16 protein-coding genes are annotated in these 14,034 nt (G+C 39.0%); 7 read left to right on the top strand and 9 right to left on the bottom strand.

Annotation, left to right across the window (positions count from 1 at the left end; translation table 11 throughout):
* Positions 1-42: 42 nt before the first annotated feature.
* The 5 genes from BDD43_RS03055 to BDD43_RS03040 form a co-directional block, all read right to left on the bottom strand.
* Positions 43-1,194, bottom strand: coding sequence for a plasmid transfer protein (locus tag BDD43_RS03055; RefSeq protein WP_008506684.1), 1,152 nt, complete (start codon positions 1,192-1,194; stop codon positions 43-45).
* A gap of 97 nt (positions 1,195-1,291) precedes the next feature.
* Positions 1,292-1,543, bottom strand: coding sequence for a hypothetical protein (locus tag BDD43_RS03050; RefSeq protein WP_008506685.1), 252 nt, complete (start codon positions 1,541-1,543; stop codon positions 1,292-1,294).
* 69 nt (positions 1,544-1,612) lie between these two features.
* A complete protein-coding gene (locus BDD43_RS29865) occupies positions 1,613-1,777 on the bottom strand; it encodes a hypothetical protein (protein WP_157543887.1) in 165 nt (54 codons plus the stop codon).
* A gap of 644 nt (positions 1,778-2,421) precedes the next feature.
* Positions 2,422-3,516, bottom strand: a complete 1,095-nt coding sequence (locus BDD43_RS03045; protein WP_008506687.1) for a hypothetical protein — start codon at positions 3,514-3,516, stop codon at positions 2,422-2,424.
* Between the two features lie 3 nt (positions 3,517-3,519).
* Positions 3,520-4,398, bottom strand: a complete 879-nt coding sequence (locus tag BDD43_RS03040) for an RNA polymerase sigma factor (RefSeq protein ID WP_008506689.1) — start codon at positions 4,396-4,398, stop codon at positions 3,520-3,522.
* Positions 4,399-4,558: 160 nt separating this feature from the next.
* Between BDD43_RS03040 and BDD43_RS03035 the strand changes: the two genes are divergently transcribed.
* On the top strand, positions 4,559-4,771 hold the full coding sequence (locus BDD43_RS03035; protein WP_008506690.1) for a helix-turn-helix transcriptional regulator: 213 nt from the start codon (positions 4,559-4,561) through the stop codon (positions 4,769-4,771).
* Positions 4,772-5,655: 884 nt separating this feature from the next.
* On the opposite strand, the gene BDD43_RS03030 is transcribed toward BDD43_RS03035, so the two are convergent.
* A complete protein-coding gene (locus BDD43_RS03030) occupies positions 5,656-6,099 on the bottom strand; it encodes a hypothetical protein (protein ID WP_040625877.1) in 444 nt (147 codons plus the stop codon).
* Between the two features lie 59 nt (positions 6,100-6,158).
* Between BDD43_RS03030 and BDD43_RS03025 the strand changes: the two genes are divergently transcribed.
* Positions 6,159-7,291 (top strand): IS630 family transposase gene (locus BDD43_RS03025; protein ID WP_233276784.1). Its coding sequence is split into 2 segments (ribosomal slippage): positions 6,159-6,588 and positions 6,588-7,291, totalling 1,134 coding nucleotides; the frame shifts between segments, so codons are not numbered across the junction.
* Positions 7,292-7,386: 95 nt separating this feature from the next.
* On the opposite strand, the gene BDD43_RS03020 is transcribed toward BDD43_RS03025, so the two are convergent.
* Together BDD43_RS03020 and BDD43_RS31015 are read right to left on the bottom strand one after the other, a co-directional pair.
* The gene (locus BDD43_RS03020; protein WP_008506693.1) at positions 7,387-8,025 is read right to left on the bottom strand and encodes a hypothetical protein; all 639 of its coding nucleotides are present in this window, start codon (positions 8,023-8,025) and stop codon (positions 7,387-7,389) included.
* 1,097 nt (positions 8,026-9,122) lie between these two features.
* Complete coding sequence (locus tag BDD43_RS31015) at positions 9,123-9,287, bottom strand: Lrp/AsnC family transcriptional regulator (protein ID WP_394339629.1); 165 nt, start codon at positions 9,285-9,287, stop codon at positions 9,123-9,125.
* Positions 9,288-9,380: 93 nt separating this feature from the next.
* Here BDD43_RS31015 and BDD43_RS03010 point away from each other — a divergent pair, with 93 nt between their 5' ends.
* Positions 9,381-9,587, top strand: coding sequence for a hypothetical protein (locus BDD43_RS03010; protein ID WP_147425556.1), 207 nt, complete (start codon positions 9,381-9,383; stop codon positions 9,585-9,587).
* 106 nt (positions 9,588-9,693) lie between these two features.
* Here BDD43_RS03010 and BDD43_RS03005 read toward each other — a convergent pair whose 3' ends face one another.
* Positions 9,694-11,106, bottom strand: coding sequence for a DUF6055 domain-containing protein (locus tag BDD43_RS03005; protein ID WP_008506697.1), 1,413 nt, complete (start codon positions 11,104-11,106; stop codon positions 9,694-9,696).
* A gap of 439 nt (positions 11,107-11,545) precedes the next feature.
* Between BDD43_RS03005 and BDD43_RS30375 the strand changes: the two genes are divergently transcribed.
* From BDD43_RS30375 to BDD43_RS02985, 4 genes are all read left to right on the top strand, one after another.
* A complete protein-coding gene (locus BDD43_RS30375; protein ID WP_211339648.1) occupies positions 11,546-12,553 on the top strand; it encodes a glycoside hydrolase in 1,008 nt (335 codons plus the stop codon).
* Positions 12,554-12,610: 57 nt separating this feature from the next.
* A complete protein-coding gene (locus BDD43_RS02995) occupies positions 12,611-12,820 on the top strand; it encodes a hypothetical protein (RefSeq protein ID WP_008506700.1) in 210 nt (69 codons plus the stop codon).
* A 264-nt stretch (positions 12,821-13,084) separates the two neighbouring features.
* Positions 13,085-13,420: a hypothetical protein gene (locus BDD43_RS02990; RefSeq protein WP_008506701.1), complete on the top strand. Its 336-nt coding sequence runs from the start codon at positions 13,085-13,087 to the stop codon at positions 13,418-13,420.
* A 59-nt stretch (positions 13,421-13,479) separates the two neighbouring features.
* A complete protein-coding gene (locus BDD43_RS02985; RefSeq protein WP_050982091.1) occupies positions 13,480-13,893 on the top strand; it encodes a DUF5695 domain-containing protein in 414 nt (137 codons plus the stop codon).
* Positions 13,894-14,034: the final 141 nt, after the last annotated feature.

Genomic DNA, 14,034 nt, shown 5'->3' with positions numbered 1-14,034 from the left:
AGGAAGCCGCCCATGTTCAATCAAGCGGCTTCCTTAGTTCGCTTAAAACACTCCGGTAACAGTCTTAGTAACCACTTTGGAGGCCACAGATGCCTGCCTGCCAAAAGTAGATGCCGCTGAACTTATACCGGAAGTAGATACAACCCATGTTGATATACTGGGCACGGTAAACATGGCAATCGCGCCAATTAAAAAAGTGACGATCACTGTTCCGAAAGATAGTATACCATTAGATGCAAAAATGGCAAACTCCGCCATTTTATTGGCGGTACCGCTTCCATGCAAAATACCCTGATACCGGCTGATCTCCACGGTCATTGCATATTGCTGTATGTACGCTGACAACCACATGATCAGGTAGGCTATCGCGCCATAGAGATTTACAGAAATAAAACGGGCAACCCAAGTCGTAAAACTATCTCTGAATGCCGGAAGGATACTGACCGCTATCGCAAAGGGGCCGAGTAGCACAAGTAAGCTGGAATAGAAAACCTGTATAAAGAATACGAAATAGGTGGCGATCCTTAATATCCATACCGCTATTAACTCTAAAAGCTGTGTAAGGAGTAATTGAAGGCTGATTTGAAGCCTTTGCTTCAATTCCAATATTGGTCCTACAACGGTAGATATCCCTTGTTTAACCGTACTTGTGACCTGATCCCAGGCCTGACCATACCAGGTATCTGATTCCTTTTCCGCGACACTGGTCTGCGCTTGAAAATTATAAAGACTATCAGCCATTTCTTTCATCAACTCGGCCCGTTTGACCCGGAGGTTGTCGGCCTCTACCTGCGCGGTCTGCCATTTGTCCTTCGCCTGATTTTCGACCAGCTCGCATGGAAACGCAACCATTCTTACAAAAACGTTCCACCATAAAATGATCATCGACAGACCGAAAGGGCGGAGTAAAGGCATAATTTCCATTTGCTTATCGCCGACCATCATTTCATAAGATCTGATCGCGAAAAAAATAATCATGAAAATGGCAGAAAGGGCTTTGGCATCATTTACAAAATCGACACCCTGGCCCCAGATCTGATCCCTAAGCCCGGTGAGCATTTGCATCATTCCGTCTTCGTACACTTCAGCACCCTGAAACATGTCAAAGGCTTTGTTACTGCCGGTGCTATCCTGTGCAAAAGCCGTTAATCCGCAAATAATTATAATTAATAACGTTAGCGTGAATTTTTTCATTAAATATTATTTGTAATTCAAAGCTTACCCGCCGAAAGGCTGGCAAGCGTCAGGGCGGTAACAGCCCTTTTATTCGGAAGATGTTCCGATCAGGAGATCACAATGCTCCTTTTGATAAACGGGTTCGCCAGTAATAACGCCATACCGGCTCATGTTCGCCTCTTTTTCGCTCGCGCTTGATTCGCCTGTACCAAAAGAGCAAATAAACCGTCCACAGTATACCCGCTAACAGGAGATATTGAAAACGATAAGTGGGGAGGCGGATGGCGGCTTCGATTGCTCCCGCAGAGATGATGTTGGTTACCCAAAACCAGGTGAAAATGGCGACTTTTAGGAATCGCTTTTGCATTGTAATAGAATTTAAAATACGTCGATCCTGTAATTACCTATTACAGGATATCATGATCGGAAGACATTCTTAGTATTTAACATGCCGCCTTCTTGTGGCATAGATAACAAACAATGCCCATAAGCCAAGTGCGATAAAAGCATGCGTAACAATGTCTTTGCCTGTGAATATTGCCGACCACATGAACATGGTCGAAGCAAATACTGTAAATAAAAAGAAAAGGAGCGTTTTCATAAACTTTAAATGAATTCCTTAAAATCAGTTAATTGCTGCAAGGGCTAATGTGATTATATCAGGAGTCGTTAAATAAATTGCCAGAATGAATTTTCATACCTTCAATACTTTAATGTGCCATTGCCAGTGACCTGTCCTTGACGGCCTCACTCAGCTGCACCCTGCATGCTTCGTGATGGCGACACAATACAACAATACGGGCTTTTCGTAAAAGCACCTACTCGTTATAGTTATAAATTATTACTATAGGTTATAGGAAATGTCACTTGAGCATGTCTGCGACATTTTTCTAATTCCTATATTTTATAAAATCAACTTGCCAATTAAATACGACAAGCGAGCCGTTGTATGCGCGGGTAAGGTCATCGTAAACTTTCACCGTTACTTAGTGAGGTAAAAAAGCCTCACCCTACGGCTGTACAAGCAGCCTCCAATATTTAATCCTATCTAATAATATGAGTTATAAAATATCACTTCAGTGGTTAAGACATTCGATGAAACCCTATTCATTAGCCCTGCCATTATTGTGGTGAAAACACGATAAGAGGACGCGTTGTAAGCGAGGTTACTAAACTTTAACCCTGCTTAGTGAGGCATTTAAAGATTCACCTTACGGCTGTACAAGCAGCCTCAAATATTTAAAACTATTCAACAATCAGATTTATACCGACTTTTGCCGCTTTAAAAGCAATCTTATCTTTGAATTGACCGTAACTCCAGTTTCTAAGTAGGAACGGCTCGGCTTTAGCAGCTTCCTCTTTCTCTTGCTGATCAGTTAGTATAAGCGTAGCTGCACGGTGTTTTAAACAAAAGTCTATCAGCCGCCTGCTGTATACGTGCAGCTTATGATCTATATAATCTCTTTCCAAATGCAGATAATGTTCCAATGGCTTGCGTTTGCGCTTCCTGCCGTGACCGGAGCGATTACCATTAACTGATGTTTGCACGCGGCTGCGGGCAGTTTGTATGGCAAGTCTCCGGTAAAGAAATTCCTCCTTGGTGCCGATGGAAAAACTCACCCGTCCAACTTTGACCAATAATGGAATTTCAAGAGATAGTGACGCTTCAGCAATCACTTCTTCATTCAATAAATAAGTTTGCTGTTCCTGTACGAAAGTGGCGAGGAGATAAATTTTCTTTTGTTCAATTTTAAGAAAGCTTGTCGCCATCTTAAGATTGGAGGTTATTACTTGTTTAAACAGATCGCGTTTCTCATCAAAGCCATTTCCGAGATAGGTTTTAAACGGTATTCCGAACAAGGTAAAAGTGAAATTACCGGTTTCATTATGTTCGCTGAGTTGCCGGATGCATTCTGCGCTGAAAGGCAGTGTGATGGTTCGTTTAAAATTTTTAATCGAACGCTCGCCCTCATAGTAGAGCGATCTTTCTTTAATAAAGGTGGCAACCAGCTGACTGTTCAGGTTATTGAAAATATTGCTTGGTATCTGTCCTTTAAATTTATTAGTTAGTATTTTGTAGGTTGAATTAGTTCGGGATGAAACCAGCATTCCATCTGAATCCTTATTGTGATCCGTCAATTTAAGCCTTGTACCTTCAGCGAGATAGACCATTTCGGCGATCTGTTCCTGCAAAAAATGATGCGTGTAGATTAAGTTGGCGCATTTAAAGCAGATGTTTTGCCATTTCATCAATTTGCCGATAGATTCATAAACAAAATCCTTGTCGGCGCTATTGATCAATAGCTGAACCTTTCTTGTTATATGCATTGATTTTGCCATAGATCAGGCGCTTATGGGTGTGTATTGTTTGGCGGACTGATTTCGCCATTTGGCGGCGGTTAATTTTTCTTTTTTTTGACAGCTCACCGCTTGCCAGGCTCTTACGTATTCCCTTTGAACGTAGGAAACAGGCAGTTTTAATTCCGTGGCTATTCGCTCAAAACTGTATTTAGAGATTGTTCGCAAATAATAAATTTGCTTTTGATCATGGTTCAAGCCATCAAACTCGTCCGGCCTGTTGATAGAAGTTAGCAAAGGCAGTTGATTTGGCTTATTGTTAGTACCCATCTTTTCCGGCGCTGAAACCAGCATAGTTTTTAATTTCGCCTTACTTTTATCAAGTATCATTGTTACTGTTGTAACCGACAGGTTGTAGCGAAGAGCAATTTGTTTATGGGTTAGGTCGTTTTTAAAATATAACTCAACAACCTCTTTTTCTTTACCATAAAAGATATGCGAAATAGCAGTCCAGGTGGATCGTAAACGATCATTCTGAAGATTATCGTCAACTTCTTCGTCGTTATGGAAAACCGCATTGGGTAATAAAATAGCGTCGTAAGACTCCAATGAATCCAGTTCAATCATCTGGCGATGAAAGCGGGTCGTTTTACTACGGAAATAGGAATGGCAACCCCATTTGATGTTTTGTTTAAGAAAGGCTACAGCATGACCTCTATCAGTGATAGTGTCTTTAAAATTCCATAATTTTAAATATGCATCTTGAACGATGTTTTCAATTGCAAATTCATTTTTTAAAATTTTCAACCCATATGACATCAACTCTTTATTAATAGAATTAATAAATACCGTAACGCTCGTTGAAGTGAGTTGAAAATTCAACTCAGTCATCTCTTCGATCTTGTCAAATGAATAAATGCTCATAAACACTTAATTAAGAAAAGTAAAATTAATTAAAAGTGTATTTAAAAGCAACTATAAAATATAAAAAAGCAATTAAGATGTATAAATAAGCTATTTTATGTAAAAGCCGAGTTCGTAATTGCTGCTTATCTTGCAGTAAATAGTGATAAAAGCAATTAAAATGGCCGAGAAACGCAATTTCAATAGAATAAAAGCGGTATTAGCAGAAAGGGGGAAAACTAACATTTGGTTAGCTGAACAATTGGATCGGAACAAAACGACTGTATCTAAATGGTGTACTAACGACATTCAACCAACCGTTGAATCGCTGTTTGATATTGCGAAAGTATTAGAAGTTGATGTACGAACCCTACTCGTTTCAAGCCTGGACTAGAGTTGTTATAACCCTTAGTAACATATCTCGACCAAACCTGACAAAGTTTTTTTATTTTTTTTAATACAGGTGGTGGCATTTTATAATCGCCAACTGATTATTGATGTTCCAGTAGAATTTTAGATTATATAACAGTATAACCGAGGATCTTCGTAACGGTGAAGCTTTGTAACTGTTGATCGACATCGCGGTGCAACAGCATAACTACCTATCTAATTACTTTAGTTCCAAATATCTTTAGATCTGATTAACAACCTATCGTTATAACTTTATCACTCTGTAGTTTTATAAATCAATATCACTATATTTATATAACCCGTTTTTAAATTCAAATCCTAAGGCATTATCGTTATCGTGGCATAGATATATTGTTTCTACGTTATATTGTTCCATAGTTACATTTCACTTATTCATTTCAAAAACGAACTGGATCGTTTCCCATTGTTGCATTTAATGACTTCCATTGGATTTACTTGATCAACCATAAAAAAAACGAGTTGCGAGTTTTTTCAATTCCCCCGGAGGGCAAGAGACTTTTTGTCTTACAAAAAGACATCTTGCCGTTGAAGAATCAACGGAATTTTTGCTTATGTTTTGGGTAACTCAGCATTTCAATAAAGTGACTCTACCAAATGATTGGAATTATGTCCAATCTGGAGCAAACCTTATAGGATTTGCTTATCTTTCTTGAGTTTGTGGTTATCAAATCAATTTACTGAACATATGCGGATTTTGTGGAAAATGAATGATTTCATTTCCATGGTTCGTTGTTTTGAATCAATAATAGGCGGATTGTTGGGGTAGATTGCAAATGTCGTTGGAGTTGGGGAAGGAAATTAGGGGTCAAACAAGAAGCGGTAAAGCCAACCCTTACCGCTTTAAAACTATGCTAAACTTGGAAGATTTGACGGTAACGTTATTCCTTCTGCTGCCGCAATATCTTTAAATTCCTGTTTCTTCACCATATTTTTGGTAAACAAGTCTTCCAAAGTTTGCGCAAGGAAATATGGATTATACGATTTGGCTAACTCCGTGCATACGAATTCAACTACCTCTTTAGTCAAGGGCATAAATTCTATGTATTGGCGATAGGTGCCAGAAAAGCTGTTAATCTCTTCCCAAACTTTATAGTATTCTCTATTGGGCTCTACAAATAGCTTTTTATATAACTCCTTGTCATATCCATTATCGATCAATGCTTGGCGATCGACCGGGTCATTCACGAATTCCTTTTTGCTTACAAAAAGCGTGATTGCCTCAGCCACCTCCGTATCAGGTATAAGTTTATTACGCAGCATTGACGCAAATATTTTTAAATAATTATTCATAGTGTTAAGTTAAATATAATATGACGTATAAAAGCGTATATTTGTAAAACAAATTACAGATGGTACGTTATACGATAAAACTTACAAAAGAGGAGGTTGGAGAGTTATACTCGATAATCAACAAGGGCTCCCATAGTTCTCAAACATTCCGGACAGCCTATATACTATTGAATTGTGATGAAGGGGAATATGCGGAGAAAATAACAAATGAACAGATCAGCAAAGTCCTGAAAGTAGGGATGCGAACGATAGACCGGGTGAAGAAAAAGTTTATTGAAGAGGGTTTTGAAGGTGTTTTAGATCGTCGCCCCACCAGCCGTGTTTATGAAACAAAATCAGATGGCGATGTAGAAGCGAAGCTGGTTGCCTTGTGTTGCAGCGAGCCGCCTGAGGGGTTTGCTAAATGGTCATTAAGGCTACTCGCCGATAAAATGGTAGAGTTGGAATATGTAGAAAGTATTTCGCATGTAACAGTAAGAAGTGTGCTTAAAAAAACGAACTTAAGCCTTGGAAAGTAAAGGGCTGGGTAATACCACCGGAAAAAAGCAGCGAATTTGTAGCCAATATGGAACGCGTATTGGATGTATACAAAAAACCTTATGATGAGGAATTTCCGGTTGTATGTATGGATGAGTCGCCAAAACAATTGATAGAAGAAGGGCAGCCCTCTCAAGCCATGAAGCCTGGCCAGGAGGCAAGAGTAGATTACGAGTACATAAGGCATGGGGTAGTCAATATATTTATGGCCAACGAGCCTTTGAGGGGCAAGCGCTTTGTAGAAATTACGGCGTTTAAAACCAAAAAGGACTGGGCTTTATTCGTAAAAAGAATAGCAGATGAATGGTACCCGACAGCGAAAAAAATAACTTTAGTAATGGACAATTTTAAAACCCATTCGGCCTCTGCATTTTACGAGACATTTGAACCAGCCGAAGCCAAAAGGCTATGGGATAGGTTTGAGTTTGTTTATACGCCCAAGCATGGAAGCTGGCTCAATATGGCCGAGATAGAATTGCATGTATTGAATGGGCAATGCCTAAACAGGCATATTTCAACAATGCTGAAGATCAATGAAGAGGTAGCGGCATGGCAACACAACAGAAATAATAAGAACAGCAAAATTAACTGGCAGTTCGAAAATAAAGATGCGCGAATAAAACTGAAAAGACTTTATCCGTCATTACACGATTAACATAACACTAGGAGCGATCGTTTTACGTTTTCATCGTTTAGCTTCAGCGCTTGGAAAATGAATTGATTTTGACGTTCGAAAAACCAGTCGCCTGTTTAATCGATTACCGTAAAAGCCTGATTCCAAAATTCATCTAATTTCGAAGTCTCAACTGATGAAGAGATCAGTTCCAATATCGGCATCAACGGTGTCCCAGATGGGGTTTGCGTCGGGTCGTAATAGGAAGTCAACTTTTGTAACAAAGTTGCCATGCCACCTTGTAGCGTGATCTTCGGTAAATTGCTAATCATAAAAGCCCAAAAAGCCTCGATATGTGCGCCAATGATAATATTCTCTTTATTGTGAGCACAATCGTTCCGACGATCCTTCCAATAGGTTAGCTGTTGTCGTAAGCCTTCACTGATGTAAAAGAATGGGTCTTCTGTTTTAGTCTTGCTTGGGCCAGATCCCGTAAATTCCTCTTTTTTCTGCAACGCGGAATTTATTTCGGCCTCCCATTTGTCTTCGTTTTGAAGCAGAGTACGCTTCTCGTTCCATTTATGAAGTGGCAACATTGCCGGCCGGTCCCCGTTCATAACGCGGTCTTTTATAATCATTAGAAAGCCCAAATAAGACATAAGCATTGATGCTCTGTAAGCACCCGATTTATAACAGGTGATCGCGTCCGCAAGTAATGGTTCGGCGGTCAGCGGCAGCGTTTGCGTGTCCAGCCATTTTTCGATGATAAGTTTCATGGTTTTAAAGTTTCTGCAAGATACGAGATATTAAAAATCATTTTTCGACATTACTAACTTTCTCGTCGTTTACTGCATTGCCGGCACCCAGTACTCGAAATGTAGATCTATATCATAACCTGATTCCGAAGGAGAATCGAGCCACTTTAAACCACATTCAATTCATTCAAAATTTTTAATTGTTCTACCATTTGGTCCGAATTATGTCCATTCTGGGGAGCACTGAAAATCAATGATTTAACCCAACTCTGGCGAGTTGGGTTTTTTTATTCGCAGAAAATTTGCAGAATAACTTCGCAAAATATCCATCACTCTTATTTTGCGGTACTTTGTCATTAAGCCTGATTACGCACATCTGGAGTGCTGCCAAACGCCGAATGTGCACCTTTGCATGCCAGAATTTAGAGTGTTGCAATGTTTTATAAATTCGATTTGAGTATTACTTTAACACTCTATTAACTCACCCTGGGGCCATAAAACGGTGATCGGTCAATGATATTTAGTACGTCCTAATGCCTACGAAAAAACTTTTCATGATTACGACAATCGGGAACAACATTTCCTTAGCAATTAATCTGCAAAATATTTTAATAGTATATTAAATCGCACAAATTGGCCAATTTTAAAATGACCACCTTTAGTGCTTAAATTCAGATCTTAGGTGGAAGAAAGTAAATTGGCAAAGAGGGGTCAACGCAATCAGTTTTTCTAAAACGTTCTTAAAACGTTCTTGGACTTTAGCAAGTTCGGCCAATTGTAGCGGGATATGCTCTCAATCTAACGCCATCAGATCTATAAAAACCATGTCCTTTAAAACCCTTAAATAACATCGCTAGGAAAAGCTATCATCAAAGTACGAGCCGTTTAATATTCGCCTACCAATCCGAAGTCCTTGCCCGGGCTGGTGGTTTCTAATACGGCTCGTTACACAATAGGCACGGGACTTCTATGATAACTGGGGCGGCTCTACTTTCAGTAACAGGTTTGATATTTCTATTCGCATAGGAAGATTCCCTGCATCTTTTCGCCCTTTAATAATGATAACGTTGTTTTCAATCTCTATTTTTTTATATTATAAAAGGTAAGCGGTATCGCTTTTAGCTTATGACAAGACACAAGGAACTTTGTACCGTAGTAATGTACGGCAGTTTAGCTAGCTTGGTACTAAAAAACTCACTATACTCTTCCATATGACGTGTGGCAATGCGCAATAGGAAGTCGCTGCAACCCGTCATTTGGAAACACTCCATTACCCCCGGAATTGTGATACCACCGTAATAAATATTTGAAGTGTATTATCAGCATGATCGTTCAATATGACCTGGCTAAGACGAACAGGCTTTTGTTGATTTTTTTTGCGATCCAGAATAGCTACCATCCGTTTGATATATCCCGGTATTTTAATTGCTATCATTGTATCTGAAGTTGTTGAAAATCTTCGTATTAACGGAAAATTGATAACCGATAAAATGCGCGGTATGCCGACATGGTATAAAATATCAGATTTGGCAGGTATGGAGAATGTATCTGCCATTAAAAAGAAGGGCGCACTAAAAGAATAACCTATTATATATTGATGATCCTTGTTTAATTTTCTTAAATATTTCCGAACGCTACGGATACTCATAAAATGTACCTGCAGCGTTCGGGAATTTTTCTAATTTGGAATTATTTTATAACAGAATCATCAAGTGTGGTCCCTGTTAATTTAACCTGATAAGGCCATTCTTCATCATTTGAAGCATTCCCATCATTTAAATGCTCCCAATGTTGTGTTGGGGCACCGGTTACGACAAGCCACAGGTAGGTGGTATTGGCCGGTACTACAAAGCTGGCAGTACCGGTTGAACTTGAATTTACGCTTCCGTAAACGCGGGTGCCGTCTTTTTTATAGGCTACAAATCCATATCGCCACCCCGCTTTATCAATATTGATAGCCCTGTAACCTGTAGCGCCTGCAATTCCCTGAAACTGGAGTGTTACAGTGGTCCCTGAAGCTGGAACTTTTAATTTAATTCCATTATAACCGTAATTTTGTGGACAGTTGCTTTCTGCTATTTGGTACCAGCCATTTCCGGCGCTGTTTAAGGTTGCAAGATGTTGGTTTGCATAAGGTTTTGCGGCTTGCGCAATACGGGCCAAATCCCAGGTTATAAATTTTCGGTCAGCATCAAACATCTCGTCATTAAACTGCGATTGGCTTAATCCGGTTAATCTCTTATAGGTCATGACCGCATCCTCTCCCTGGGTCGCATTTCGCCATATTTTTCCTACAAAGTCCCTGCCACGTTTATTAGACCAGTACTCTAAAACATATGGAGAATGATATTGATTGTCCTCGTGCAAAAAGGAGAGGTGGGTTTGATGCATAAAACTTACCAGGTGATAGTTTTCGAAGGTCATCCATCCCAAATATACTTGGAACAACATGTACTGGGATGTCATTTCAAAAATAGTTTGACTATTGCTTCCTGCCGGCGTGGAGTTAAATCCCCAGGCACCATCCGCATGAACCATATATTGAAATGAATGGCCGAGTTCATGTGCCAAAGCTCCGTAAGGAGTAGTATTAATTCGTAAAGCAGGCGACCATAATACGCCAACTTTATTGTCAACGCCACCACCGTAAGCGCTACCATCGGTAGTGCTGTAAAATATATATGTCAACATTTTGTATTGGTCAGTCAGTGATTGTCCTTTTTGTACAAATTTCAGTGTATCTCGGTAACAGGTGTAAAATCTTTCTAATTCTGTTATCGATGTGTTTGGATTGAATCTTTGGGTAGCGTCCTGATTGACGGTAGGATCGTTTCCGTATTCTTTGGCCCAGAACATAGCTACATCACTTGATTCAGATTTTCGGAAATTGCTGAATTCACTGTTATTATTACTGTAATCGTTGTTTGCCGGCACAAGCCAAACATTAGCAGGATAATAAATAGTTTTTGCAGCATTTAATTCTTTTTTCGCCGTGTCTGATACTTTAAGCGATTCGACATCAGTAGCGGAGCGTTTGCATGCCACTATAACGGTGATCGATGCCATAGCAACGAGGGGTACAAAATACTTGGTGTATATCATATTGGTATTTAATTGGTTACTTTTGGGTAGGCCATGTCTAATTGCCTAATAAACAAATTTAAGAACCATATGCTGAGATGTTTTGGAGATATTAACAAATTATAACAATATATTAGCCACATCGATGTCAATACTGATACGATTTGGCTTATTGTATTATTCTCAACTCCTACCGTGCTTTTCGACATCTGAGTAAATCAATGTAGATTCAAATATTAGATAGCCTATTATTTCCAGCGACAAGATACCGCCCTGTCTTTCCAAAATAATCAAGAATGTTGGTAAATCAACCACGAATCAGCAGAGAATTGATCATCATTATTTTCTGAAACAATGGATACCTTTCTGTCAACATCGAGATACAGCACATCGTTTTCGGACCGTTGGGTTTCTAATAAACTCAGGTGCGCATGAATTATGAGATAAGATATAGTTACAATTGGAAAATATCTATTTAAAAATCCATTTTTTTATTAAGAATTTTATTTTTCTAAAACTGTTAAAATTAATGATGCATATGTTTTGTATAAAAAGATTAATTCCTTTAAAACTTAAACAGCTTTCAGTTGGGCTGATCGTCCTTCTTTTGTCCCAGGTTTATTGTATTGCGCAGGATAAAACTACCGGCCAGCCTTTAATAATTAGTTTCGATAGGGCTATAGTTAATTCACCACCTGTAAGCTACGGCTTTAACCCCTTCTATAAAAAATATGCTGACGCTTTCGGAATCCCAATTATTTCATCAGAGAAGGTATCTGATGATGCGCTGTTGATTGCTCGGGATATCATCAACTATATGCTGTTAAAACGGCCCGACATCCGTGCTGGAATGATTAAACTTGGTGCGAGATTATCTATTATTGGAAAGTCGGAAATGCAAACCGATCTTCCAGAATGCCATGATTGGAAGAAACCCACTTATGATGATGGCCGGTTGACTCCAGGAGAAAGAGAAAATTATTACAAACCAGGCGGGATTGCAAGTATGACGGATCACGGATATTGGGATCAACGGGCGAGAGGAATGGGCGGGATACAAACATCTTGTGCAGAAGAGAATTTGCTTGGGTATCCAGGCACCCGCTATTTTGGCGAAAATATTATGGTTCATGAATTCAGCCACAATATCATGGCCGTGTTAGAAACGATAGATGCAGACATGATCAAACAAATTAACGCCGCTTATGAAAATGCTAAGGACAAGGGCCTTTATAAAGGGCAATATGCCATTAACACAGTTGCAGAATACTGGGCAGAAGGTACGCAGTGGTGGTTTTGGTCTAATATTGAATTCTACGATGGAGGTATGCGTATCCAGTCTCCAGACGACCTGAAAGCTTATGATCCTGTATTGTATAATATTCTTGATAAAGTTTATGCAGGCCATCATATTCCTGGTGATGTATATTATGGAAAGAATTTGAATAACAATACATCCAAAAGGTAATATTTCAGTCCATTATTAAAAAAAAACAATGATTTACAAACTAAACATATAAAGTTTATGGCTTATTACTATGTAACAATAATATTGACTCTTATAGGTTATTTTATTGCCTTCCTCGTAGGTATTTTAATGATAAGAGCGCTATTTATTGTTCCCCAATTTTTACGCATTAAAAAAGCTAAATTGAAAATACTATCTGAAATGGCTATTCAAAATGGGGTTGAGCCGGATAAAATAATGGATATAATAAATGAGGCTGATTTATAGCGGTGTGAATTTAAGTACCATTGCCTTTTTAATTTATATTTATTGATTTACTGTAGATTTTAGTTCTATAGGTTGCAATGCCTGTTACCAAACTCTTAAGCATTACGCAATATACCTTCATACTTTGCCCATGCGTAGAATTTATCTTCTTTTTTTAACACTTTCAATAGCTTTACACACATGGGTAATGGCCCAAAAATCAGATACGCTCAATATCTCGAATCAGGCATTTGACGTTAGCTTTCTGGCTCTGGTATCTCGGTTATGTTTAAACATCACGATAGCTTTAAAACAAACTATGTGGGTCATGATCGAAAATTTACTGACTTATTGATACGTTATAAGGATAAAACAGGGCATATTGATTCACTGACGGGAGCCGGCGGCGAATCAGAATTTATACAGGATAATATACTTAAAGGCAGTTGGCATCCCCAGACCAAATCGCGGTTGTTACAATTGTCGCAAGCCTATCAATTGACTTCAGAAGCACTTTACTGGAAGTCTTCTATCAAGAATATACAGGATGTAACTATCAATTTACAGGATGTTGCTATCCCTATAGCCTATAACAACCAGGGAGGCGAAAATTCAAGGTAGATATTTGAAGAACATGTAATAAAACATCATTTTATTTCTGGAAATAACTCTTTCCTTTTTTGGGAAAGGCCGACGGGAAAAGGTACTTACCTTGTTATGATACCTTTGCCTGGAACCAACTGGAATATTTTGACACTAACAGTGATGGTGATTTTAAAACTTATATCCACGCCAGGTATACATCATCCACAAAACCAGGAGGTACCTGGCGGCAACCAATTAGTTCGGCAGCTATTTTGCCGGGTGCTACGGTTAACTATGGATTTAAATTCAGGTGGGCGGCCAATTATCAGGGGATAAGGGATATCCTAATTCAGGAAGGAATGGTAGACATACAGGTTTTGCCTGGCATGACTATACCAACCGATTTAACGGTTGAATTATTGCTAAGCACTAAAAGGGAAATAAAAAAGGTTGAAGCAGAATTTCCAGGTACGACTATTATAAAGCGGGTTAGCCATCACGCTCGTTAAAATTTTTATGATATCCGTTTTTCACACCTGGGTGAAAACAGGATATCCATAACTCATGGTGCAAATTATCATACCTACCTGGAGTTCTTTGTTACCGAACCGTTGGAAACTTTATATAAAAAGCGGCCGGCTTTTTGGTAA

This window comes from Mucilaginibacter gracilis, assembly GCF_003633615.1.
Classification (GTDB): domain Bacteria; phylum Bacteroidota; class Bacteroidia; order Sphingobacteriales; family Sphingobacteriaceae; genus Mucilaginibacter; species Mucilaginibacter gracilis.
Note: the sequence above shows the minus strand (reverse complement) of the source record. Positions and strands in the feature narration are given on the sequence as shown.